19 protein-coding genes and 1 pseudogene are annotated in these 24672 nt (G+C 66.7%); 13 read left to right on the top strand and 7 right to left on the bottom strand.

The window, feature by feature from the left end:
- Positions 1-5 precede the first annotated feature (5 nt).
- Together WS69_RS15750 and WS69_RS15745 are read left to right on the top strand one after the other, a co-directional pair.
- Positions 6-596, top strand: a complete 591-nt coding sequence (locus WS69_RS15750; RefSeq protein ID WP_059471658.1) for a hypothetical protein — start codon at positions 6-8, stop codon at positions 594-596.
- A 193-nt stretch (positions 597-789) separates the two neighbouring features.
- On the top strand, positions 790-1974 hold the full coding sequence (locus WS69_RS15745; protein WP_059471657.1) for a cystathionine beta-lyase: 1185 nt from the start codon (positions 790-792) through the stop codon (positions 1972-1974).
- A 215-nt stretch (positions 1975-2189) separates the two neighbouring features.
- On the opposite strand, the gene serB is transcribed toward WS69_RS15745, so the two are convergent.
- Positions 2190-3035, bottom strand: coding sequence for a phosphoserine phosphatase SerB (gene serB / locus WS69_RS15740; RefSeq protein WP_059471656.1), 846 nt, complete (start codon positions 3033-3035; stop codon positions 2190-2192).
- A gap of 658 nt (positions 3036-3693) precedes the next feature.
- On the opposite strand from serB, the gene WS69_RS15735 reads away from it, so the two are divergent.
- Positions 3694-4239 (top strand): DUF6013 family protein, encoded by a 546-nt coding sequence (locus WS69_RS15735; RefSeq protein WP_059471655.1) that lies wholly within the window; start codon positions 3694-3696, stop codon positions 4237-4239.
- 352 nt (positions 4240-4591) lie between these two features.
- Here WS69_RS15735 and WS69_RS15730 read toward each other — a convergent pair whose 3' ends face one another.
- The gene (locus WS69_RS15730; protein WP_059471654.1) at positions 4592-5410 is read right to left on the bottom strand and encodes an ABC transporter permease; all 819 of its coding nucleotides are present in this window, start codon (positions 5408-5410) and stop codon (positions 4592-4594) included.
- On the bottom strand, positions 5407-6102 hold the full coding sequence (locus tag WS69_RS15725) for an ABC transporter ATP-binding protein (RefSeq protein WP_059471653.1): 696 nt from the start codon (positions 6100-6102) through the stop codon (positions 5407-5409). Before WS69_RS15725 ends, WS69_RS15730 begins: the two co-directional genes overlap by 4 nt.
- Positions 6103-6235: 133 nt before the next feature.
- Between WS69_RS15725 and WS69_RS15720 the strand changes: the two genes are divergently transcribed.
- The 6 genes and pseudogenes from WS69_RS15720 to WS69_RS15695 all read left to right on the top strand — a co-directional run bounded on the left by WS69_RS15720 (position 6236) and on the right by WS69_RS15695 (position 15127).
- Positions 6236-8728 (top strand): AsmA family protein, encoded by a 2493-nt coding sequence (locus WS69_RS15720; RefSeq protein WP_059471652.1) that lies wholly within the window; start codon positions 6236-6238, stop codon positions 8726-8728.
- Between the two features lie 296 nt (positions 8729-9024).
- Positions 9025-10617, top strand: a complete 1593-nt coding sequence (locus WS69_RS15715; RefSeq protein ID WP_082716226.1) for an ABC-F family ATPase — start codon at positions 9025-9027, stop codon at positions 10615-10617.
- Between the two features lie 334 nt (positions 10618-10951).
- Positions 10952-11392 (top strand): annotated as a pseudogene (locus WS69_RS15710) (ATP-binding protein); the annotation flags it as partial.
- A 236-nt stretch (positions 11393-11628) separates the two neighbouring features.
- Complete coding sequence (locus tag WS69_RS15705) at positions 11629-13065, top strand: aldehyde dehydrogenase family protein (protein WP_059471650.1); 1437 nt, start codon at positions 11629-11631, stop codon at positions 13063-13065.
- Between the two features lie 154 nt (positions 13066-13219).
- Positions 13220-14410: an NAD(P)H-dependent flavin oxidoreductase gene (locus WS69_RS15700; RefSeq protein WP_059471673.1), complete on the top strand. Its 1191-nt coding sequence runs from the start codon at positions 13220-13222 to the stop codon at positions 14408-14410.
- A 72-nt stretch (positions 14411-14482) separates the two neighbouring features.
- Positions 14483-15127 (top strand): OmpW/AlkL family protein, encoded by a 645-nt coding sequence (locus tag WS69_RS15695; RefSeq protein WP_059471649.1) that lies wholly within the window; start codon positions 14483-14485, stop codon positions 15125-15127.
- 128 nt (positions 15128-15255) lie between these two features.
- On the opposite strand, the gene WS69_RS15690 is transcribed toward WS69_RS15695, so the two are convergent.
- Together WS69_RS15690 and WS69_RS15685 are read right to left on the bottom strand one after the other, a co-directional pair.
- Positions 15256-15459 carry a DUF1289 domain-containing protein gene (locus tag WS69_RS15690; RefSeq protein WP_059471648.1) on the bottom strand — a complete coding sequence of 68 codons (204 nt, stop codon included), beginning with the start codon at positions 15457-15459 and terminating at the stop codon, positions 15256-15258.
- A gap of 657 nt (positions 15460-16116) precedes the next feature.
- Positions 16117-17424 carry an Nramp family divalent metal transporter gene (locus WS69_RS15685; RefSeq protein ID WP_059471647.1) on the bottom strand — a complete coding sequence of 436 codons (1308 nt, stop codon included), beginning with the start codon at positions 17422-17424 and terminating at the stop codon, positions 16117-16119.
- Between the two features lie 384 nt (positions 17425-17808).
- On the opposite strand from WS69_RS15685, the gene WS69_RS15680 reads away from it, so the two are divergent.
- From WS69_RS15680 to WS69_RS15665, 4 genes are all read left to right on the top strand, one after another.
- A complete protein-coding gene (locus WS69_RS15680) occupies positions 17809-18903 on the top strand; it encodes a polyamine ABC transporter substrate-binding protein (protein ID WP_059471646.1) in 1095 nt (364 codons plus the stop codon).
- Positions 18904-18999: 96 nt separating this feature from the next.
- Positions 19000-20160 carry an ABC transporter ATP-binding protein gene (locus WS69_RS15675; RefSeq protein ID WP_059471645.1) on the top strand — a complete coding sequence of 387 codons (1161 nt, stop codon included), beginning with the start codon at positions 19000-19002 and terminating at the stop codon, positions 20158-20160.
- Positions 20157-21086 (top strand): ABC transporter permease subunit, encoded by a 930-nt coding sequence (locus WS69_RS15670; protein ID WP_059471644.1) that lies wholly within the window; start codon positions 20157-20159, stop codon positions 21084-21086. The genes WS69_RS15675 and WS69_RS15670 overlap by 4 nt, the downstream gene beginning before the upstream one ends.
- Positions 21083-21901 (top strand): ABC transporter permease subunit, encoded by an 819-nt coding sequence (locus WS69_RS15665; RefSeq protein WP_059471643.1) that lies wholly within the window; start codon positions 21083-21085, stop codon positions 21899-21901. Before WS69_RS15670 ends, WS69_RS15665 begins: the two co-directional genes overlap by 4 nt.
- Before the next feature lie 244 nt (positions 21902-22145).
- Here the strand turns inward: WS69_RS15665 and WS69_RS15660 are convergent, their stop codons facing one another.
- Both WS69_RS15660 and WS69_RS15655 read right to left on the bottom strand, forming a co-directional pair.
- The gene (locus tag WS69_RS15660; RefSeq protein WP_059471642.1) at positions 22146-22952 is read right to left on the bottom strand and encodes a sulfite exporter TauE/SafE family protein; all 807 of its coding nucleotides are present in this window, start codon (positions 22950-22952) and stop codon (positions 22146-22148) included.
- 38 nt (positions 22953-22990) lie between these two features.
- On the bottom strand, positions 22991-24661 hold the full coding sequence (locus tag WS69_RS15655) for a bifunctional protein tyrosine phosphatase family protein/NAD(P)/FAD-dependent oxidoreductase (RefSeq protein ID WP_059471641.1): 1671 nt from the start codon (positions 24659-24661) through the stop codon (positions 22991-22993).
- Positions 24662-24672: the final 11 nt, after the last annotated feature.

Genomic DNA, 24672 nt, shown 5'->3' with positions numbered 1-24672 from the left:
CGCTGTTGAAACTGATCACTGGAATCCGCGGCGCGGCGCTTGCCGCCGCGCTCGCGACGGCGGCGGGGCTCGCGCTCGCGCAGTCTCAACCTCAGCCTGCGGTCGCTTCCGCCGGCGCATCGGACGCGGCGCCTGCCGCGGCGATGCCGGCAGACGCGCCGCTCAAGCCGAATCCGGCGTATGCGGGGCTGCCGCGCTATGAGGGAACGCTCGGCGGCCGGCCGGTCGTCGTGCGCCTCGGGCCGAAGACGGACGAGCCGGGCGTGCACGGCGAATGCCAGTATCTCGATACGGGCGCCGTCGTCCTGCTCGCGGGCGACCGCGACGGCGACACGCTCGAGATCGAGGAATCGGACGACGGCACGAACATCACGGGCGTGTGGATCGGCCGCTTCGACGCGTCGGGCGGTTTGTCGGCCGACCGGATGAACGCGGACCAATCGGATCCCCTGCCCGTCGTGCTGCATCCGGTGGGCGGCGCGCCAGCGCCGCAACATGCGGCGGCTGTGCAGCCGGCGTCGGCCGGTGCGGCAGTGCCAGCGGGCGTCCAGGGGCAGTCCGTCGGCGGCGTGAGCAATCTGAAGACCGCCGAGTAGTGCGGCCGGCCAGCGCGGCGGTCGATTTCAGCCGCCCGTCGGTTCCGGTTTCGGCCTAGAGGCTTCCGCGGGCGACGTGTTCGCCGACACGGTCGCGGCCGCGCCGATTGTACCGGGCCAAACGCATGGAATCCGGCTAAGCTAGCCGGATTCCAATCACTTCGGGCTCGTTCTGTATCGAGCCTTCCCAGTCATGACCGCATCCATTCCCAAGCGCGCGCTGCAAACCCGCGTCGTCCAGCCGGACGACTACATTCCCGCCGGTTTCGAATCGTTCGTCGTGCCGGTCGCGCGAGCGTCGACGGTCGTGTTTCCCGATCTCGCGACGATGCGCAATCTCGATTGGCGCAAGGACGGCCAGTGGCGCTACGGCCTGCACGCAACGCCGACGTCGCTCGCGCTCGCGCAGCGGCTCGCGGAAATCGAAGGCGGCACGCATGCGCTGCTGCAGCCGTCGGGGCTCTCGGCGATCACGAACGTGTACTTCGGCCTCGTCAAGGAAGGCGACGACGTGCTGATTCCCGATAACGCGTACGGTCCGAATGGCGACTTCGGCAAATGGCTCGCGAAGGATTTCGGAATCGCCGTGCGCTTCTACGATCCGATGATCGGCGCGGGAATCGCGGACCTGATCCAGCCGAACACGCGTCTCATCTGGCTCGAAGCGCCCGGCTCGGTGACGATGGAAGTGCCCGACGTGCGGGCGATCACTGCGGCCGCGCATGCGCGCGGCATCGTCACGGCGATCGACAACACATATTCGGCGGGCCTTGCATTCAAGCCGTTCGCGCACGGCGTCGACATCTCGGTGCAGGCGCTGACGAAGTATCAATCGGGCGGCAGCGACGTGCTGATGGGCGCGACGATTACCGACGACGATGAGTTGCACGCGAAGCTGAAGCTCGCGCGGATGCGGCTCGGGATCGGCGTGTCGGCCGACGACTGCTCGCTCGTGCTGCGCGGCCTGCCGAGCATGCAGGCGCGTTTCGACGCGCACAGCAAGAGCGCGCTGTCTCTTGCGCGCTGGCTGAAGACGCGTCCGGAGATCGCGACGGTCCTGCATCCGCAACTGCCGGATTGTCCGGGCCACGACGCGTTCATGCGCGACTTCACGGGCGCGGGCGGCCTGTTCTCAGTCGTGTTCGACGAACGCTTCAGCGCCGGCCAGGTCGATCGCTTCGTCGAGGCGCTCGAGCTGTTCGCGATCGGCTGGAGCTGGGGCGGCGCGTGCAGTCTCGCGATGCCGTACGACGTGCAATCGATGCGCACGACCGCCTGGCCGCATCGCGGCACGCTGGTGCGCTTCTACGTCGGCCTCGAAGACGAAGCCGATCTGCGCGCGGACATCGAGCGCGCGTTTGCCGCGGTGCTCGCGTAGCGCGCGATACCGGCGCAGGCGGTTGGCGAAGCGCCGCGTGCGAAGTTGCACGGCGCTTGCCGCGGCGGCTGGCGCGCGGCTGCGCTTTGGCATCGCGAAAAGCAAAAACGGCGCTGCGGGCCTTCGCCCGCGCGCCGTTTTCGCTCGATGGACGTTGCGCGCAGCGACGGTGCCCGCGCAGCATTCCGGTCTGGAACAGCCGCAGAGCCGCAGCTTCAGAACAGCCGCAGCAAGCCGTCGAGGCCGACGTGATCGAATGCGGCGCTCGCCGCGTTGCGCACGACCGGCTTCGCGCGAAACGCGATCGAGAAGCCGCCCGTGGCCATCATCTTCAGGTCGTTCGACCCGTCGCCGAGGACGATCGCGCGCGCCGGCTCGATGTCGAGCGCGACGCAGGTCTCGCGTACCGCGCGCGCCTTCACGTCCGCGTTGACGATCTCGCCGACGACCTTGCCCGTCAGCTTGCCGTCGACGATCTCGAGCGTGTTCGAATACGCGTAGTCGAGGCCGAGCCGCGCCTTCAGCCGTTCGGTGAAGAACGTGAAGCCACCCGATACGAGAAGCGTCTTCAGGCCCGCCGCCTTCACGGCGGCAAGCATCGACTCGGCACCGGGCGACAGTTGCAGCCGCTCGTCGTAGACGCGCTCGAGCGCGCTCGCGTCGAGGCCGGCCAGCAGCGCGACGCGGCGCGTCAGGCTCTCGTTGAAATCCTTGATCTCACCGCGCATCGCCGCCTCGGTGATCGCCGAGACTTCGGCTTTCAGGCCGCAGAAGTCGGCGATTTCGTCGATGCACTCGATCGTGATCAGCGTCGAATCCATGTCCATCGCGACGAGGCCGAAGTCGGCGAGCTTCCGGGTTGCGTCGACGAACGCGTAGTCGAGCGCATGCGCGCCGCAGTACGCGTCGACGTCGGCGCGCTGCGCCGGGTCCGCGCCTTCGATGCGGATCGCCTGCGCATCGATCGGAACGACGCGCTTGCCGCGCGCGAGCGCGGCGAGCGGCCGGTGATGCGCGTCGGAGAGCGGCGCGGTGCTTTGGATGACGAGATTCGTGGTCATGGATGGGTCACGGTGGAGCGGATGACGGGTGCCGACGAGGTGGATTCGGCGAACCCGTTATTGTAGCCGGTCGCGGCGGGGGCGCTGGCCGACAGGCGGTAGGGTGGTGCCTCGGTCGCTGCGGGAAGGCCGGTGGCGAATGGCTCGGCGGCGGGTGTCGCCCCGGGGTCCTCGGGGCGGTTCTCGGTTCTCGGTTCTCGGTTCTCGGTTCTCGGTTCTCGGTTCTCGGTTCTCGGTTCTCGGTTCTCGGTTCTCGGACGGACACCGTTCGATGCTCGGGGTTCGCCGTCGACGCGGCGCGGCGCGACGGCGCAAGCGACCCCGCGCGAAAGCACGTGAAAGATCGAGGCGTCGCGCGCGACCTCGGTACGCGCGCGCCACTCGAATGCGTGCGCCGACGGCGGGCGCACGGCCGCGATATGCGCGTGACTCATCGCGCGCGAGATGCGAGCGAAACGAACGCCGCGCCACGCGACAGGCCGCGACGTATCGACCCGCGAGCGTGCGCCACGCACGCTTGACGCACATCGTGCAAGCACGGGTAACACCCGATGCGTGGCAAGCGCCACGCGTGCCGCTTCGCGTTAGACTGGCATTGCGTCATGCATCGATAACCCGGCGATTCGCGCAGCTCGTCGCCATAAAAGGAGAGGTCAGCATGAGTCAACGCCTTCTGTCGCCGCTCGTCGCGTCGTGCGCCGTCGCGACGCTGCTCTCGGCTTTTGCCGCGCATGCGGCGCCGCCCATCAAGGCGAGCGTGCTCGGCGGCAACGACGGCCAGCTTCAGTACACGGTCAAGGTCGATTCGAGGCAGTTCGGCTCGATGCAGGAGACGCGCAAGATCCGCTCCGGCGAAACCGACGACTTCAACTGGAAGTCGGTGCCGCCGTCGGGCGCCGTGCCGATGCCCGACGCGTGCCCGAACGCCGACAACCTGCCTCGCGACGCGAACGGCGCGATGGTCCGGCAGACGCAGGTGCGGCTCGCGCCGTCTGTCGACAGCAAGGGGATGGCGAACGTGCAACTGAGCTTCCAGGCGAGCGCGCCGAACGGCACGAAGAAGGTGGCGGCGGGCGGCAAGACGCTGCAATGCCCGAATGTGATATCGGTGAGCCAGGTCAAGTGGCTGTCGATATCGACTGGCGGCTCGAAGTCGATCACGATGCGCGACGGCTCGAAGGTCACGGTGTCGATCAAGCGGTGAGCAGGGTTGCGCGGACGCCGTTCGCGCAACGCGCGCCGGATTCTCGGTGCATGCTCGGCGCACGTGCTTCGAGTGTGGGGCGCGCGGTGTCGTCGAGCTGCATCGACGATGGGCCGCAACGATTCGCGCGTCGACGCGTGGGTATTCATCACACGACGAGACGAGATTCGATGATCGTTCGAATCAGCGACAATCGCTGCCGCCACGCCGCCACGCCGCGAATGGCAAGGGTGCCGCGAACCGTCAATTCGCCGGATTGGCAAACCGCCGATTCTCCAAACTGCCACGATCCGGCGGATCGCCGCCTCGTCGCTCCGCTACGCCGTCGCTCCGCGTGGCGAACATCTGCATCTCATCCACCGTTCTTTACCGCTGCCCGTTCGACGAGCCGCGACGCGAGAAAGCGGTGTTCGGCGGAGAAGAGCCGCCGATACGTCGACAGCACAGCGCCGACGGTGCCGAGCGCGGACGCGGCCGCGATCAGGAACATGATGACGATCTGATAGCGGACCGCCTGCAACGGCGACTGCCCGGCGAGCACCTGACCCGTCATCATCCCCGGCAGGCTCACGACGCCGACGACGGCCATCTGGTTGAGCGTCGGCAGCATCCCGGCGCGCACTGCCTGCCGCGCCGCATCCTGCGCGGCCTCCCAGCGTGTCGCGCCGAGCGCAAGCGCCGTCTCGACGCGATCCCGCCGCGCGGTCAGCTCCTCCATCATCCGCTCGATGCCGAGCGACACGCCCGTCAGCGTATTGCCGAGGATCATCCCGAGGATCGGGATCGCATATTGCGGCGCGTACCACGGATGGATGCGGATCACGACGAATAGGCCGATCGCCGCGACGAACCAGCTGCTCGCCCAGATCGACAGGATGCTGTCGACGCACTGGCCCGCGTAGGTGCGCTTGCCGCGCGCGGCGCCCGCGAAGCCGGCGATCAGCGTCATCAGCGCGACAAGCGGCAGCACGACATACCAGTGCGGATGGCCGAAGACCCAGCCGAGCACGTAGCCGATCGCGAGCAACTGGACGACGGTGCGCGCGGCGGCCCAAGCGAGCTTGCGGCCGAGGTCGAGCGACAGCGCAACCGAGATCGCGCCGTTGATCGCGACGAGGGCCGCCGCGATGCCGATGTCGACGAGGCTCAGATCTTGCAGCGGCGTGTTCATCGGATATCCTCCGTCGCGGCGACGTCGAGCACGCCGGCGCGCATTGTCAGGCGTCGCGCGCCGACGCGCGCCGCCTGGGCCGGATCGTGCGAGATCCACAGATACGAGCGGGCGCTCGGCGCGGCGCCGAACCATGCGGACACGAGCGCCTCGATTGCGCGGGTCGAATCGGGGTCGAGCGCGGAAGTGGGCTCGTCGAGCAGGAGCACGTCGGGATCGAGCTGCAGCACGCGCAGCAGCGCGGCGATCTGCGCCTCGCCACCCGACAGCTCGCTCGATGCCTTACGGAGGAAGTCGTCGCCGCGGCCGGCCTGTGCGGCGAGGCGCGCGACGCGGGCACGATCGAAGTGCGCGTCGCGGTAGACGGCGAGCGAATACGGGTAGCGCAGCAGATCTTCGACTGTGCCGTCGGCCGTTGCCGGGCGCTGCCGCACGTAAGCGACGCTGCGCCGATAGCGCGGAATCGCCGCGCGCGGGACGCGCTTGCCGTGCCAGAGCAGCCGGCCGCCGTCGATCGGGTCGAGCAGGGCCAGAACCCGTAAAAACACGCTCTTCCCCGAGCCCGACGGCCCGGTGAGCGCGATCCGCTCGCCCGGCGCGAGCGCGAAGTCGGTCGGGGCGAGGAGCGTCTTGCCGCTCGCCGCGTCGCGGCGGGTGATCTGTCGGGTCTCGATCAGGACATCGGCTGTCATAAATGCAAAAAACGCAAAAAACGGTAAATGGGGGCGGGTGGCGCGGCGTCGTGCGTCATAATAACCGTCAGTGGCAGCGTCGCGCGCGCTGCGCGGCGCTGCCGGTTCACGAAGCACTACGACGGAATCTGGCATGACGCTCACCCGTACCCTCGGCAAAACGGCGGCGTGGATCGTCGGCATCGTCGCGGTACTGACCGCGGCGCTCGGCGTGTTCATCTTCACGTTCGACTGGAATCGCGCCAAACCCTGGATCAACGAGCAGGCAAGCGCGTCGATCGGCCGGCCGTTCGAGATCCACGGCGACATCAAGGTCGGCTGGCGGCGTCCCGACGGCGAAACCGGCTGGCGCGCGTGGGTGCCGTGGCCGATGTTCTCGGCGACCCAGGTCGTCATCGGCAACCCGGCCTGGGCGAAAGCGCCCAATTTCGCGACGCTCGACGAAGCGCACTTCGAGCTCGCGGTCCTGCCGCTCCTCGCACATGAAGTCGTGATCCCGACGATCGAGCTGGTCAATCCGGCGCTCGACGTCGAGCGCCTCGCCGACGGCCGCAACAACTGGACCTTCGAATTCAGGAAATCGTCCGGCCCCTCGCCGTGGAAGGTGCAGTTGCGCGACTTCGGCTTCGCGAAGGGCACGGTCGTGTACCGCGACGCGATCACGAAAGCCGATCTGACCGTCGCGATCGACACGCTCAGCCAGCAGATCCCGCTCGGCGATGTGCTCAAGCAGCAGGAGGAGACGTCGCGGGCGGCGTCGGCGCAGCGCGTCGGCAAGAAGGGCGCCGCGCAGCTCACCGCGAAGGCGAAGGCCGAGGTCGCATCCGAGGCGTCGGCGGCCTCGGCTGCGTCGGCGCCCGAATCGGGCAAGGCTTCCGCGGCGAGCGGCGCGTCGGACGCGAATCCGGCGGCTTCGGCCGGCAAGGCTTCCACGGTGGATCAGGCGGCGACGGCCAAAATGGCGGCAAGCAAGAGCGTTTCATCGAGTGCGGCGGCCGCATCGGCGACGCACGCGCCGTCCGGCGCGAGCGCGGCGGCCGTTGCGGCGGGCCAGCCTTCCGCGTCGGGCGCGGGTGCGGCCGGCGGATCGGCCACCTCGGTCGTCCCGCCGGCCACGATCGCCCCCGGCGCGAGCGGCGCCAGCGCAGCCTCCAGCGCGTCCGCGGCGGCCGCTGCAAGGAAGCCGGCCGGTCCGGCCTACGCGTTCGGCCTGACGGTCAAGGGCCACTACAAGGGCGTGCCGGTCGACGGCACGGGCAAGATGGGCGGCGTGCTCGCGCTACAGGACGCGTCGCGTCCGTTCCCGCTGCAGGCCGACGTGAAGGCAGGCGACACGCGCTTGGCGATCGTCGGCACGCTCTCCGATCCCGTGCATCTCGCAGCGATCGATCTGCGCCTGTGGCTGCAGGGTTCGAGCATGTCGCATCTGTATCCGCTCACGGGCGTGACGCTGCCCGATACGCCGCCATACGCGACCGAAGGGCGCCTCATCGGCAATTTCAAGCGCCGCGCAAGCACGTTCCGCTACGAGAACTTCAACGGCCGCGTCGGCGGCAGCGATCTGCGCGGCACGCTCGAGTACGCGCAGCGCGAGCCGCGTCCGCTGCTGTCGGGCGAGCTCGTGTCGAACCTGCTCCAGTTCTCCGACCTCGCACCGATCATCGGCGCCGACACGGCGGCGAGCAAGGCGCAGCGAGGCGATACGACGAAGCAGCCGCCGGGCCGTGTGCTGCCTGTCGAGACGTTCCGCACCGACCGCTGGCGCGCGCTCGACGCCGATGTGAAGTTCACCGGCAAGAAGCTCGTCAAGCGCGCCGATTTGCCGATCACCGACCTGTACACGCACGTCGTGATGCAGGACGGCGTGCTGTCGCTGCTGCCGCTCAAGTTCGGCGTCGCGGGCGGGGCGCTCGCGACCGACGCGAGGCTCGACGGCAGCGGTGCGCCGCTGAAGGGGCGCTTCTCCGTGTCGGCGCGCCACCTGAAGCTGAAGCAGCTGTTCGCGACGCAGAAGGTGATGCAGTCGGCGCTCGGCGAGGTCAACGGCGACGCCGCGCTGTCGGCGACCGGCAACTCGCCCGCGGCGCTCGCGGCGACCGCGAACGGCGAAGTAAAGGCGCTCGTGACCAACGGCGCGATCAGCCGGCTGCTGATGGAGGCGGCCGGGTTGAACGTCGCGAACGTCGTCTACGAGAAGTTGTTCGGCGGCCGCGACGTGAAGATCAATTGCGCGGCGGTCGATTTTGTCGCGACCAACGGCGTGCTCGATACGAAGGTGTTTGCGTTCGACACCGACGATGCGCTGATCAACGTCGACGGCCCGATCAGTCTGCGCGACGAAACCCTGGACCTGACGATCCATCCGCACACGAAGGGTTTCCGTGTGTTCTCGCTGCGCTCGCCGCTATACGCGAAGGGTACGTTCAAGAATCCGGACGTCGGCGTCGATGTGGGCGCGCTCGCGTTGCGCGCGGGCGCGATGGTCGGCCTCGGGCTGATCAATCCGTTCGCGGCGCTGGTCCCGCTGATCGCGCCGAGCAACAACAAGGACGTGCCGTGTTCGGTGCTGTTCGCGCAGTTGAAGACGCCGCCCAAGGCGCCCGCGCCGAACGTGTCGAAGAGGTAGCCGACTGAGGACGCCGGCAAGGCGCCTCGCCGCGATCGTCGCGCGGCGCGCTCGATTCCAGTGAGGGGTGGGTGCGCCGCCGCCGTGCGGCGCGGCCGCAGCACTACGCCAAACGTGTCCGTTCCCGTGTCGCCGCGGCGCAAGCCGATCGATCCCCGATTATTGCAACGCGGCCTCTCACGGCCGTTTGCCCGCGCATTGCATGCCCGTCGAGCGCGCCCGCGAGCAGCACGTCACCGACTCCTGCTAAAATGTCAGGTTTCCCGTCGATCTCTCCTCTTTCACGAGGCCACGCTGTGCTTTCTACCGCCAACATCACGATGCAATTCGGGCCCAAGCCCTTGTTCGAGAACATCTCGGTCAAGTTCGGGGAGGGCAACCGCTACGGCCTCATCGGGGCGAACGGCTGCGGCAAGTCGACCTTCATGAAGATCCTGGGCGGCGATCTCGAATCGTCCGGAGGCAACGTCGCGCTCGAGCCGAACGTCCGTCTCGGCAAGCTGCGCCAGGACCAGTTCGCGTATGAAGACGTGCGCGTGCTCGACGTCGTGATGATGGGCCACACCGAGATGTGGGCCGCGATGTCCGAGCGCGACGCGATCTACGCGAACCCCGAAGCGACCGACGATGACTACATGCACGCCGCCGAGCTCGAGGCGAAGTTCGCCGAGTACGGCGGCTACGACGCCGAAGCGCGCGCGGGTGCGCTCCTGCTCGGCATCGGCATCGAAGAGAAATTCCACAGCGGTCCGATGCGCGACGTCGCGCCGGGCTGGAAGCTGCGCGTGCTGCTCGCGCAGGCGCTGTTCTCGAATCCGGACGTGCTGCTGCTCGACGAGCCGACCAACAATCTCGACATCAATTCGATCCGCTGGCTCGAAGATACGCTCAACAACTACAACTCGACGATGATCATCATCTCGCATGATCGTCACTTCCTGAACTCGGTGTGCACGCACATGGCCGACATGGACTATGGCACGCTGAAGGTCTGGCCGGGCAACTACGACGACTACATGCTCGCGTCCGCGCAGGCGCGCGAGCGTCAGGCGGCCGCAAACGCGCGCGCGAAGGAGCGCGTCGCCGAGCTGCAGGACTTCGTGCGTCGCTTCTCGGCGAACAAGTCGAAGGCCCGCCAGGCGACGAGTCGTGCGAAGCAGATCGACAAGATCAAGATCGAGGAATTCAAGCCGTCGTCGCGGCAGAACCCGTTCATCCGCTTCGAGTTCGAGAAGAAGCTGCACAATATCGCGGTCGTTGCGGATTCGATCACGAAGCAATACGAACGGACGATCTTCCAGAACTTCAACCTGTCGGTGCAGCCGGGCGAGCGCATCGCGATCATCGGCGAGAACGGCGCGGGCAAGACGACGCTGCTGCGCGCGCTCGTCGGCAATCTCGCGCTCGATCACGGCACGGTGAAGTGGGCCGAGAACGCGAACGTCGGCTACATGCCGCAGGACACCTACGAGGAGTTCCCGAACGACGTCACGCTGATGGACTGGATCGACCAGTACCGCAAGGACGGCGACGACGAGACGATGGTGCGCGGCACGCTCGGCCGCCTGCTGTTCTCGGCGGACGACATCAAGAAATCGGTGAAGGTGCTGTCGGGCGGCGAGAAGGGCCGCATGATCTGGGGCAAGCTGATGCTCGGCCGCCACAACGTGCTCTTGATGGACGAGCCGACCAACCACATGGACATGGAATCGATCGAGTCGCTGCAGATTGCGCTCGAGAAGTTCGAAGGCACGCTGATCTTCGTGTCGCACGACCGCGAATTCGTGAGCGGCCTCGCGAACCGGATCATCGAAGTGACGACGGACGGCTCGCTCGTCGACTTCGGCGGGAATTACGAGGATTTCCTCGCGAGCAAGGGACTGGAATAACAGCGGCGGTTTGTACCCAGTCTGATGTACCGAATTGTACCCAAGAGGCCCGCAAGTTGTACTCGGCGGGCTTTTTGTTGTACCCAGAGCATCGGCCGCCCAGAACCGCCTAGTTGTTCTTTTAGTCCTCTTTGCCGTCGTGGCGGCTCTCTGGCTTCGCGGCTTCCTCGTCGTTCTCAAGTTGACCCCGTTCCTGCGCCTCTATCTCGGCTGCGCTCCAACGGCGGGTAGCGTCTGCGCGGGCCTTAGCAATCTCGTCGAGCAACGCGCTGTGAGCTAATAACACGGCTCGTCAGCTACACCGGCAGCGGCTACGCATCGATCGCACAGGGCTAATCGTCAAGAAATCGATGGGCAGCTTGCCTATACCGAGTTCCTCGCCATGCTGCTGCACGACGAAGTGGCACGACGCGACCAGAAGAAGCTCGGCGTGCGGCTCGCCCGCGCCGGCTTCGCGCTGGGCAAGACGCTCGAGTCCTTCGACTTCGACCGCTTGCCCAAACTGAACCGCGCCCATCTCCACGATCTAGCCACCGGCCGCTACATCGACGAGAAGGTCTCCATCCTGATGGTTGGCCAAACCGGTGTCGGCAAGAGTCACCTCGCGCAGGCGCTGGGCCACTGCGCCGCACGCCAGGGCCGTGACGTGCTGTTCGTCGCGCAGACCGATCTGCTCAAGAAGCTACGTGCAGCGCGCGCCATGGGACTGTATGGGCGCAAGTTCCAGCAGTTCGTGCGCGTGCCGCTGCTGATCATTGACGACTTCGCGGTCAAAGTCGGTCGCGCGCTTCGAGCGGCTCGACGAAATGGGTCTGAACGCTATTGCGGGGCGAGAGCGTCCCTAGGTGAAATGCGATTCTCCGAGTGTAGTTCGCCCGGTGCGCCCGACGTTCTCCGCAACGATGGGGGATAACGTCCGCTTCTCATCCCAAGCAATAGGGATGCCGGGTTGGCCGATGCGTTCGACTGGGTAGAATGATCATATTTCGACCGGGAGACGAGAGGGCTGCAATGAAAACCTACGAACAGTTCTACATCGGCGGCGCGTGGCGCCCGAGCGCGGGCAAGGGCGCGATCGACGTGATCGACTCCGGCACGGAGGCCGTGATCGGTCGTATTCCCGAGGGCTCCGCCGATGACGCGAAGGCGGCCGTCGCCGCCGCGCGCGCCGCATTCGACGGCTGGGCCGCGACGCCGCCCGCCGAGCGCGCCCGCTATCTGTACAAGATCACCGAAAACCTGAAGGCGCGCAGCGAGGAACTCGCGCAGTCGATCACGGGCGAAGTCGGCATGCCGATCAAGCTGTCGCGCGCGATCCAGGTCGGCGGACCGGTCTATAACTGGGGCGCGTATGCGAGGCTCGCCGAGACGTTCGCGTTCGAAGAGCGGGTCGGCAATTCGCTCGTCGTGCGCGAGCCGGTCGGTGTCGTCGCGGCGATCACGCCGTGGAACTATCCGCTCAACCAGATCACGCTGAAGGTCGCGGCCGCGCTCGCGGCGGGCTGCACGGTCGTGCTGAAGCCGTCCGAAGTCGCGCCGCTCAATGCGTTCATTCTCACCGAAGCGATTCACGATGCCGGGCTGCCCGCCGGCGTGTTCAACCTCGTATGCGGCTACGGGCCCGTCGTCGGCGAAGCGCTCGTGAGCGATCCCGATATCGACATGGTGTCGTTTACCGGCTCGACGCGCGCGGGCAAGCGCGTCGCCGAGCTGGCCGCGGCCGGCGTGAAGCGCGTCGCGCTCGAACTGGGCGGCAAGTCGGCGTCGGTGATTCTCGACGATGCGGATTTCGCGGCCGCGGTGAAGGGGACGGTATCCGCGTGCTATCTGAACGCGGGCCAGACGTGCTCCGCGCACACACGGATGCTCGTGCCGGAATCGCGCTACGACGAAGCACGCGAGCTCGCGAAGGCGGCGGCCGAAGCGTATGTCGCGGGCGACCCGCGCGATGACGCGACGCGGCTCGGCGCACTCGCGTCAGCGGTTCAGCAAGCGCGCGTGCAGGGCTACATCCAGCGCGGCATCGACGAAGGCATGGAGCTCGTCACGGGCGGCCTCGGCATGCCGGAGGGCGTCACGCGCGGCTTCTTCGTGAAGCCGACCGTGTTCGGCCGCGTGAAGCCCGATGCGACGATCGCGCAGGAGGAAATCTTCGGCCCGGTGCTGTCGATCATCACGTATCGCGACGATGACGATGCGGTGCGGATCGCGAACGATTCGCCGTATGGTCTCGGCGGCGCGGTGTGGTCGGGCAGCGACGAGCACGCGCTGCGCGTCGCGCGGCGCATTCGCACGGGCCAGGTCGACATCAATGGCGGTGCCTGGAACATGGCTGCGCCGTTCGGCGGTTTCAAACAGTCGGGGATCGGCCGCGAGAACGGCGTGTATGGGCTCGAGGAATATCTGGAATACAAATCGATGCAGTTGCGTCCGACGAAGAACGCCTAAAGAAGAATGCATAAGCGCGTATCAAGCGCGCATCTTTTTGTGACGACACGGCATGCGTCCACGCGGACGCGTGCCGTTTTTCTTGACGACGGTCAAGACGCTTCGCTGGCAATCGCCGATCATCGAGTTCTTTCTGCCGTATCGAGAGGTTGCGATGACCGGTCCCACATCTTTCCCGCCGCTCAAGATTCGCGGCCGTTCGCTGTTGCCCGTCGTGCAGGGCGGAATGGGCGTCGGCATCTCCGCGCATCGGCTTGCCGGGAGCGTCGCGCGCGAGGGCGCGCTCGGCACGATCGCGAGTATCGACTTGCGCCATCACCACACCGATCTGATCGAGCGCTGCAAGCGGCGTCCCGATCGCGAAACGATGGAGGCCGCGAATCTCGAAGCGCTCGCGCGCGAGATCCAGCGCGCGAAGACATGGAGCGAGGGCCGCGGGATGGTCGCCGTCAACGTGATGAAGGCGGTGCGCTCGCACGCGGACTATGTGCGCATCGCATGCGAATTCGGTGCCGACGCGATCGTGATGGGCGCGGGGTTGCCGCTCGATCTGCCGGACATGACGCAGGGGCACGATGTCGCGCTGATTCCGATCCTGTCGGACAGCCGCGGGATTGCGCTCGTGCTGAAAAAGTGGATGAAGAAGGGGCGCCTGCCCGATGCGATCGTGATCGAGCATCCGGCGCATGCGGGCGGCCATCTCGGCGTGACGAATCTCGACGACATGGGCGATCCGCGTTTCGAATTTGCGCGCGTCATCGAAGAGACCGTGCAGACGTTCGCGTCGCTCGGGCTCGAGCGCGAGCGGATTCCGCTCATCGTCGCGGGCGGCATCAACAGTCACGAAGCGGTGCGTGCGGCACTCGCCGAAGGCGCGAACGGCGTGCAGGTGGGCACGCCGTTCGCGGTCACCGAAGAGGGCGACGCCCATCCGAACTTCAAGCACGTGCTCGCGAATGCGAAGCCGGACGACATCGTCGAGTTCGTGAGCGTCACGGGGCTGCCTGCACGCGCGGTGAAGACGCCGTGGCTCGAGCGCTATCTGCGGCACGAGGCGCGCATCCGCGCGAAGATCGGCGCGCTCAAGCAGCGCTGTCCGTCCGCGCTCGAATGCTTGACCGTATGCGGATTGCGCGACGGCATCGAGCGCTTCGGCCACTTCTGCATCGACACGCGCCTCGCTGCGGCGCTGCGCGGCGACGTAGCGAACGGGCTGTTCTTTCGTGGTCGCGAGTCGCTGCCGTTCGGGCAGGCGATCCGCAGCGTGCGTGATTTGCTCGAGCTGCTGCTGACGGGCACCGCGCCCGAGCCTGCGACAAACCGTCCTACATTCTCGCTTGCGTGAGACTTGATGTTCATCAATATAAGTAGGGAACCATCCCTTGAGAATGAAGCCTGTTCCTAGGGGGTCTTTAACATGCGTCGTCAAACAATTCGTAATTGCACCACCGCCATCGCCTGCGCAGCCGGCCTCGCGATGATTCCGTCGCTGTCGCACGCGGCTTCGCCCGGGGAGGGTATCAATCAAGGCGATATCATCGCGCGCGTTCGCGGGATCAGCATCATGCCGGACGAACGCACGAGCAATACGCTGTCGGCGCTGAACGTGGGCGTGAACAACGCGATCGTCCCCGAACTCGACTTCACCTACATGATTCGCGACTACCTGGGCGTCGAGCTGATTCTCGGCACGTCGCGGCATCAAATTACGTCGTCGCTCGGCGATCTCGGCGGCGTCGGTGTGCTGCCGCCGACGCTGCTGCTGCAGTACCACTTCAATCACGCCGGCAAGGTGCGGCCGTACGTCGGCGCGGGCATCAACTACACGCTGTTCTATAACAACGGGCTGCACGCCGGCGGCGAGGGGATCGGGATCAACAACCACAGCTTCGGTCCCGCGCTGCAGTTCGGCGTCGATGTGCAAGTGACGAAGAAGCTGTTCGTCAACGTCGACGTGAAGAAAATCTGGATGCACACCGATGCGACGCTCGGCGGCCAGCCGCTTGGCCGGCTGAACATCGATCCGCTCGTCGTGGGCGTCGGCGTCGGGATGAAGTTCTAAGTATCGAAAGAATCGAAAAGTGTTGGGGTTGGCGGCACGGCTTCATGCGTGCCGTCTTTTTTTTGTGCCGATTCGTTTCGGGATGCTGATGGAATCCGTGTGCGCCGCTCGTGCGGCAGGCCGCGCGCTTACAGCTTGTCGTACTGAAAGCGCATCGCCGTGCCTTCGCGCGTGATGCGCTCCCAGATCGCCTGCTTCTCGGCGTCCGTCATGAACACCCAGTTCGAGACTTCGAGCGCCGTGCGGCCGCAGCCTTTGCAGACGTCGTCGAAGAGCGTCGAGCAGACGCCGATGCAAGGACTGTCGGGTTTGTCGTGAAGATTCGAGGTCATCGGAACATTGAATTCGGTGGTCGCCGCGCGTGCGGCAAGCCGTTATGTTAAAGCATGTGCTCGGTGCGCCCGGCGGAGCCGTCGCGGGCGGTTTTGCCGGCTCGGTCGGGTCGCGCGGTGCAGGCCTGGGCAGGGGGGCGCGGCGGTATTGCCGAATGGCGGAGCGGCGAGTCGAGCGGCGATGTCTCGTCGGCTGGCGGGCGGCGCGCGGCTTTCGCAGTCGGTGGCGATTCGCATCGGTATTCGCGCCGGCCGGCTTTGATCGTCAGGCAGCCGACAGTGGTGAAGCCGGGATGGTCCCGGTTGCTGCGCAGCCGGTGTTGCCGGGTGGGCGACGGTGCGGCTCGATGCAAGCAGCGAATCGAGACGCTCAGCCGGAGCCGTCAATCCGGAACGGCCAATCGTGAATGATCCATCCGGCGCCCTCCATCCGGAGTTGCCCATTCCGTACTGACAATCGATGCGCTCGACCCTCGACTCGGTCGAAGCGCCGAGTTGGAGAGCGCTTGAATCGAAGCACTCGATTCCCGCGCAAAACGCGCCGCGCCGCCAAAACGCGAAGCCGTAATCGCGCCGACCTTCCAACCAAAGTCTCAACCGAATCACCGTCGACGGAGTGCAAATCGAACAACCGCGCGTCACCGACGTTCCGCTCGCCTACTCCGCCGTCGCGAGCTGCCAGACGAGCGCCCCGTTCAGCAGCAGGATCACGGCGGCGCACGCCCACGCGGCCGCGAGCGGCACGCCGCGGGCCCGCCAGCCGCCCATCAACTCGCGGCTCGACGCGAATACGATGAGCGGAACCATCGCGAGCGGCAACTGCAGGCTCAGCACGACCTGGCTCGCGACGAGCAACCGGTTCGATCCGTGCTGCCCGAACAGGCCGACCGCCGCGAGCGCGGGCCCCATCGCGAGCGCGCGAGTCAGGAGCGCGCGCTGCCAGCGCGGCAGCGTCAGCTTCAGGAAGCCTTCCATCACAGCCTGTCCGGCAAGCGTGCCCGTCACGGTTGCCGACAGCCCGCACGCGAGCAGCGCGGCAGCGAACAGCAGGCCCGCCCAGCGGTTGCCGACGAGGGGTGCGATGAGCCGGTGCGCGTCGGCGAGATCGGTGACGTCGTGATGGCCGCTTGCATGGAACACGGCTGCCGCGACGATGAGGAGCGCCGCATTGATCACGAATGCGAATCCGAGCGATACGAACGTATCGAGGTTGACGCCGAAGAGCGCGTGCCGGATCGACTGCTCGTCGCGCGCGTTCGCGTGGTGCTTGACGAGCGTCGAATGCAGGTAGAGGTTGTGTGGCATCACGGTCGCGCCGAGGATGCCGGCCGCGAGCCACAGCATGCCGGCGTCGCGCAGCAGTTGCGGCGACGGTGCGGCGCCCGCGAGCGCCGCATGCCAGTCGGGCCGCGCGAGCGCGACTTCGATCACGAAGCACAGGCCGACGAAGAAGATGAGCGACGTGATCGCCGCCTCGAGCGTGCGCCGACCTCGCCGCTCGAGCGCGAGCATCGCGAGCGTGCCGACCGCCGACGCCAGCACGCCTGTCGTCAGCGACACGCCGAGCAGCATCTGCAGCGCGACCGCCGCGCCGACGACTTCGGCGACGTCGCACGCGACGATCGCGATTTCGGCGGCGATCCACAGCAGCACGGTGACGCGCGGGTCGAAGCGCTCACGGCATAGCTGCGCGAGGTCGCGCCCGGATACGACGCCGATCCGCGCGGCGAGCCATTGCAGCAGCATCGCCATCAGGCTCGCGGCGATCACGACGCCGAGGAGCGTGTAGCCGTAGCCCGCGCCGCCCGCGAGCGCGGTAGCCCAGTTGCCGGGGTCCATGTAGCCGACGGCGACGAGCGCGCCAGCACCGACGAACGTCGCCCAGCGGCGGCGGCCGCCCGGCCCGCCGGAGGCGGGGGGACGGCGTGACGACGCGGAGCGGGCAGCGAGCGGATTGCTGTTCATGGTGGCGGTTCGACGGATGGTTCGCCGCGCACAGTCGGGGCGGGCGTGATGTTTGGACGGGCACGCGGCTCGTCCTCCTATATGGAACGACGAACGGGCGCTGCCTGAATTTAAGGTAGATGATCCGTTTGTCGTGCACGGGCCTTTTTTGAGGATGGACACGCGGCGATAACCCGATAAAATTGCGCCCAGCTGCTGCGTCGCAGTGACCTGCCGTGCAATCGAAAAGTGCAAATGTGTTCCGTTTGTGCGACAAAGGCGGGAAATTTTTGTGGCGGGGCCGGATTAGTGGTAGCTTTCGGGGTTTTCAAGGGGCGGCGCGAAACGGCGCGCCGCGGCGGCGAGGCTGACGGCGATCGAATCGGTTCGATCAGGGAGAACGGGATGAAGGCAAAGGTGGCGGGCCGGTTGACGGCACTTGCGCTCTGCGCGGGCGCATCGGTGGCGGCGGCGAAGGATACGCAGCTCAACGTCTATAACTGGTCGGACTACATTGCGAAGGACACGATCCCGAACTTCGAGAAGCAATCGGGCGTCAAGGTTCGCTACGACAACTACGACAGCGACGACACGCTGCAGGCGAAGCTCCTGACCGGCAACTCGGGCTACGACATCGTCGTGCCGACCAGCAACTATGCGGGCAAGCAGATCCAGGCCGGCATCTTCGCCCCGCTCGACAAGTCGAAGCTGCCGAATCTCAAATATCTCGATCCGCAACTGATGGCGCTCGTCGCGGGCGCCGATCCGGGCAACAAGTACGTGGTGCCCTGGGCGTACGGCACGACGGGCCTCGGCTACAACGTCGACAAGGCGCAGAAGCTCCTCGGCAAGGTGCCGCTCGACAACTGGGACATCCTGTTCAAGCCGGAGAACATCTCGAAGCTGAAGACGTGCGGCGTGTCGGTGCTCGACGCGCCGGACCAGATGTTCGCGGCGACGCTGCACTACATCGGCAAGGATCCGATGAGCACGAACCCGGCCGACTACCAGGCCGCGATGCAGGTGCTCAAGAAGATCCGCCCGTACATCACGCAGTTCAACTCGTCGGGCTACATCAACGACATGGTCGGCGGCGACATCTGCTTCGCGTTCGGCTGGTCGGGCGACGTCGTGATCGCGAAGCACCGCGCGCTCGAAGCGAAGAAGCCGTACAAGATCGAATACTACGTTCCGAAGGGCGGCGCGCCCGTGTGGTTCGACGTGATGGCGATTCCGAAGGATGCGAAGAACAAGGATGCCGCGTTGCAATGGATCAACTACATCGAGGATCCGAAGGTTCACGCGGCGATCACGAACGCGGTCTATTACCCGAGCGCGAACGCGGAAGCGCGCAAGTACGTGCGTCCGGACGTCGCGAACGATCCGGCCGTCTACCCGCATCCGGACGTCGTGAAGACGCTGTTCCTGCTGAAGCCGCTGCCGCCTGAAATCCAGCGCCTGCAAACGCGTCTCTGGACCGAGCTGAAGTCGGGACGCTGACGCGAAGCCGAAGCGCGCAGTATCGCGGCAACCCTGAGAAGCCCCTGGTGTCCCCGGGGGCTTTGTTCGTCAAACGTAGGAGCACAGCAGCACATCATGAATAGTCAGTCGGGCGCGGCGGTGGCAGGCGCGCCGTCCTATCGGCCTCAGACGGGCGCCGACGAGCGCGCCGAAAACTTTGTCCAGATCATCGACGTCGTCAAGAAGTTCGGCGAAACCTTCGCGGTGCGCAACGTCGATCTGACCGTACGCAAGGGCGAGCTGTTCGCGCTCCTCGGCAGCTCCGGGTGCGGCAAGTCCACGTTGCTGCGGATGCTCGCCGGCCTCGAGACGATCACGTCGGGCAAGATCCTGATCGACGGCGAGGATCTCGCGCAGATGCCGCCGTACAAGCGGCCCGTGAACATGATGTTCCAGTCGTACGCGCTGTTTCCGCACATGACGGTCGAAGCGAACGTCGCGTTCGGCCTGAAGCAGGAAGGCGTGCCGAAGGCCGAGCTGAAAGAGCGCGTGCGCGACGCGCTCGAGCTCGTGCAGATGGCGCGCTACGCGAGCCGGAAGCCGCATCAGCTTTCGGGCGGCCAGCAGCAGCGGGTCGCGCTCGCGCGCTCGCTCGTCAAGCGGCCGAAGCTGCTGCTGCTCGACGAGCCGATGTCCGCGCTCGACAAGCAGATCCGTCAGCGCACGCAGATCGAGCTCGTCAACATCCTCGACAAGGTCGGCGTCACCTGCATCATGGTCACGCACGACCAGGAAGAGGCGATGACAATGGCGAGCCGGCTCGCCGTGATGAGCGAGGGCCAGATCGTGCAGATCGGCACGCCGCACGAAGTCTACGAATATCCGAACTGCCGCTTCTCGGCCGAGTTCATCGGCTCGACGAACCTGTTCGAAGGCACGACCGTCGAGGACGAGCCCGATCACGTGTTCATCGAGTCGCCAGACCTGCCGTGTCGCCTCTACGTGAACCACGGAATCACGGGCCCGCTCGGCATGCCGGTCACGGTGTCGGTGCGCCCGGAGCGGATCGCGCTCACGCGCAAGCCCGCCGACGGCACGTACAACTGGGGGCACGGCGTCGTCACGAACGTCGCGTACATGGGCGGCTACTCGCTGTATCACGTGAAGCTCGATTCCGGAAAGACCGTGATCGCGAACGTGTCGAGCCTCGCGATCGCCGACCTCGATTCGCCCGGCTGGGGCGACGAGATCTACGTGCGCTGGAGCGCCGCGGCGGGCGTGGTGCTGACGTCATGAACGCGCTTTCGTCCCTGCTCGCGTGGCCGGTGAAGCGGTTCGGCCTCACCGGGCGCACGGCCGTGATCGCGGGCCCGTTCTTCTGGCTCGTGCTGTTCTTCTTCGTGCCGTTCATCCTCGTCGTCAAGATCAGCTTCGCGGAACTCCAGCTCGGCATTCCGCCGTACACGGAGCTCACGTCGCTCGTAGACGGCGTGCTGCACGTCACGCTGAACCTGCAGCACTACGCGTTCCTCTTCAGCGACAGCCTGTACTTCGCGACCTACGTGAATTCGGTCGTCGTCGCGGCGGTCACGACGCTCTTGTGCCTGCTGCTCGGCTATCCGATGGCGTACTACATCGCGCGCTCGAACCCCGGCACGCGGAACATGTTGATGATGGCGGTGATGCTGCCGTTCTGGACGTCGTTCCTGATCCGCGTGTACGCATGGATCGGGATCTTGAAGAACAACGGGCTGCTCAACAACTTCCTGATATGGACGGGCCTCATCAGCACGCCGATCGAGCTGTACCGGACGAATATCGGCGTCTACATCGGGATGGTCTATTCGTACCTGCCGTTCCTCGTGATGCCGCTCTACGCGCACCTCGTGAAGATGGACCTGCGCCTGCTCGAAGCCGCGTACGACCTCGGCGCGAGGCCGTGGAAGGCGTTCGTGCAGATCACGCTGCCGCTGTCGAAGAACGGGATCATCGCGGGCTGCCTGCTCGTGTTCATTCCGGCCGTCGGCGAGTACGTGATTCCCGAACTGCTCGGCGGCGCGAACACGCTGATGATCGGCCGCGTCATGTGGAACGAGTTCTTCAACAACGCGGACTGGCCGATGGCCTCGGCCGTGACCTGCGCGATGGTGCTGCTGCTCCTCGTGCCGATGGCGATGTTCCAGCACTTCCAGGCGAAGGAGCAAGAGGGCCGCCGTCGATGAAGCCGAATCGCTTTCTGCAGGTGTTGATGCTCGCGATCGGCTTCGGATTCCTGTATATCCCGATCGCGAGCCTCGTCGTCTACTCGTTCAACGAGTCAAAGCTCGTCACTGTCTGGTCCGGTTTCTCGACGCGCTGGTATACGGCGCTCATCGAGGACGACGAGTTGATCTCGGCCGCGTGGCTGTCACTGAAGATCGCGGTGATGACCGCGTTCGCGTCGGTTTTCATCGGTACGTGGGCGGGCTTCGTGCTCGCGCGGATGGGCCGCTTTCGCGGCTTCGCGCTCTACAGCGGGATGATCAACGCGCCGCTCGTGATTCCCGAGGTGATCCAGGGCATCTCGCTGCTGCTGCTGTTCATCGAGCTCGGCAAGTGGTTCGGATGGCCGGCCGGCCGCGGGATGTTCACGATCTGGCTCGGCCACGTGATGCTGTGCATCTCGTACGTCGCGATCATCGTGCAGTCGCGCGTGCGCGAGCTGAACCCGTCGCTCGAGGAGGCCGCGCTCGACCTCGGCGCGACGCCGTTCAAGGTGTTCTTCTCGATCACGCTGCCGCTGATCTCGCAGGCGCTCGTATCGGGCTGGCTGCTGTCGTTCACGCTGTCGATCGACGATCTGGTGTTGTCCGCGTTCCTGTCCGGGCCCGGCTCGACGACGCTGCCGCTCGTCGTGTTCTCGCGCGTGCGTCTCGGCCTCAATCCCGAGATGAACGCGCTCGCGACCCTTTTCATCGCCGCGGTGACGATCGGCGTCGTGGCCGCGAACTACGTGATGCTGCGTCAGGAACGGCGGCGGATGGCGGAGGCCGTTTGATTCGACGGCGGGCCGGCCGCGCGGAGATCGGCGGGTAGCCCGGTGGCCGAGACGTCGGACGTCGGTCGCACGTCAGTCTGAGCGAAGTTCAGGAAAAAGCCCGCGTTCGAGCTGCACCCCACAGGTTGGACACCGATCCGACCTTTGGGGCGTTTTTCATGGCGAAGTATGACGAGCAGTTTCGGCTGCTGGTCGTTCGGGCATATCTGGAAGGGGACGCGGGCACGTGAACGCCGGCCGCGCGTCAGACGCCGAGCGCCGCCTTCCCGAGCAGCCCGACCGCGACGCACACGAGCGCGACGGCGAAGCCCGTCTGCACGTGCCGCGCGGACAGGAAGCGCGACACCCAGCGCCCGGCCGCCATCCCGAGCGCGGTCGTCACGGTGAACCACAGCGTGACGTCGAGCGGCGCCGGCGTGCCGCTTATCATCGTCGCGATCACGCCGCCCGTGCCGACGAGCGCGATCACCATCAGCGACGTCGCGATGACTCCGTGCATCGTCACGTTCGTGAACTTGCGCAGCATCGGCACGATCACGAAGCCGCCGCCGACGCCGAGGAGGCCCGTCATCAGCCCCGTCAGCGCGCCCGTCGATGCTAGCGCGATGCCGGCGGGCCACGACCAGACGAGGCGTCCGGTGTCGGGATCGATGTGGCCGACGCAAAGCGGCGAGCGGCGCGGCGCTCCCGCCGCATGTGCGAGCGCCTGGCGCAGCAGGCGCACCGCGACGATCAGCATCACGAGCGCGAAGAGGGCGAGCAGCATGCGCTGCGGCAGCACGTGCGCGAGCCGCACGCCGAGCGTCGTCAGCGGCGCGCCGGCCGCGGCCATCAGCAGCGCCGCGCGATAGCGGACGAGTCCGCGCCGGAAGCCCTCGAGCGCGCCGAGCGCCGCGCTGCCCGCGACCGCGACGAGCGCCACGGGCGTCGCCTGCTGCATCGGCCAGCCCATCCCGACGACGAGCGCGGGGACGGCGAGAATGCCGCCGCCCGCGCCCGTCAGACCCAGCACCGCACCGACGATGCTGCCAAGCACCAGAGAAATCAGCATGCTTCGTTGTTCCGGACGTTGTCAGCGAAGGGCGGCGATCAGCCGGTAATCTCGGGTTTCGCGAGCCATTCGCGACCCTTGAGCATCGCCTGCCAGTAGAGCGGCGGCAACAGCCGCTCCTTGAGCAGCCACGCGAGCCGCGACGGGCGCTTGCCGTCGATGAGCCAGGCGGGGAAGGTCGGCGCGACCTTGCCGCCGTACAGGAACTCGGCGAGCACGATCTTGCCGCGCTCGACGGTCAGTGGGCATGAGCCGTAGCCGTCGTAGGTCGCCTCGCCATGCGCGCGGCCGAGCGCGGCGAGCACGTTGTGCGCGACGACGGGCGCCTGCTTGCGCGCGGCGGCCGCGGTCTTCGCGTTCGTCGTGTTCGTCACGTCGCCGAGCGCGAACACGTCCGGGTGGCGCTTGTGCCTGAGCGTCGCCGGATCGACGTCGATCCAGCCGGCCGCGTCGGCGAGCGGGCTCGCCCGGACGAAGTCGGGCGCCTTCTGCGGCGGCACGACGTGGATCATGTCGAATTCGCGCGTGATCGTCTCGACGCCGCCTTCCGGCAGCGTGCGCGCGAACGTCGCGCGCTTGCCCGCTCCGTCGATCGCCGTCAGGTTGTGGCCGAAGTTCAGCGCGATGTCGTAGCGCTTCACGTACTCCATCAACGCGGGCACGTAGTCGGCGACGCCGAAGAGCGCCGCGCCCGCGTTGAAGAACTCGATGTCGACGTGGTCGAGGCGGTTCGTGCGCCGCCAGTGGTCGGCCGACAGATACATCGCCTTTTGCGGGGCGCCCGCGCACTTGATCGGCATCGGCGGCTGCGTGAAGAACGCGCGGCGGCCGCCGAACGCACGCACGAGCTGCCACGTGTACGGCGCGAGATCGTAGCGATAGTTCGACGTGACGCCGTTCTTGCCGAGCGTCTCGGGCAGGCCGTCGATCGCGTGCCAGTCGAGCTTCAAGCCCGGGCAGACGATGAGCTGCCTGTAGCGGACGAGCCGGCAGCCGTCGAGCACGACCGTATGCGTATCGGGCTCGAACGCGGCGGCGGCGGCCTTGATCCAGTGCACGCCGCGCGGCAGCACGGCGGCCATCCGGCGGGCGGTCGTCTGCGGCTGGAACACGCCCGCGCCGACCATCGTCCAGCCGGGCTGGTAGTAATGGATATCGGCCGGATCGATTACGCCGATGTCGAGCGAGCGGTCGCGCGCGAGCAGGCTCGACGCGACCGCGAGGCCCGCCGCGCCGGCGCCGACGATCACGATGTCGTGGCTCGCCTCGATGGTCTGCGTCGTCGCGCTCTGGCTGCGCTGCATGATGCGGCGCCCGGGCGCGGCGAGATCATAGCCGGCCGCGCTGCCCGCCGCGACGATATCGTTCAGCGGCCGCAGCCCCGCTTGCGACAGCCCCCACAGCGTCGCCGAGCGCATCCCGGTGCGGCAGTAAGCGAGCACGGGCGCCGGAAGCGTTCCGAGCAGCGCGCCGAACTGTTCGCCCTGTGCGTCGGTGACCTTGCCCGAGTCGACGGGCAGGTAGCGGACCGCGATGCCGAACGGCTCCGCGGCGGCCTCGATCTCGGCGACGGTCGGCTGGTCCGGGCCTTCGCCGTCCGGCCGGTTGCAGACGATCGAGCGAAAGCCCGCCTGTGCGAGTGCCGGCAGATCGGCGGCGACGATTTGGGGGGAGACCGATAGCGTATCGGTCAACGTGCGGATATCCATGGTTTGCGTGT

The sequence above is a fragment of the Burkholderia sp. BDU5 genome (assembly GCF_001522845.1).
In the GTDB taxonomy this organism is placed as follows: domain Bacteria; phylum Pseudomonadota; class Gammaproteobacteria; order Burkholderiales; family Burkholderiaceae; genus Burkholderia; species Burkholderia mayonis.
Note: the sequence above shows the minus strand (reverse complement) of the source record. Positions and strands in the feature narration are given on the sequence as shown.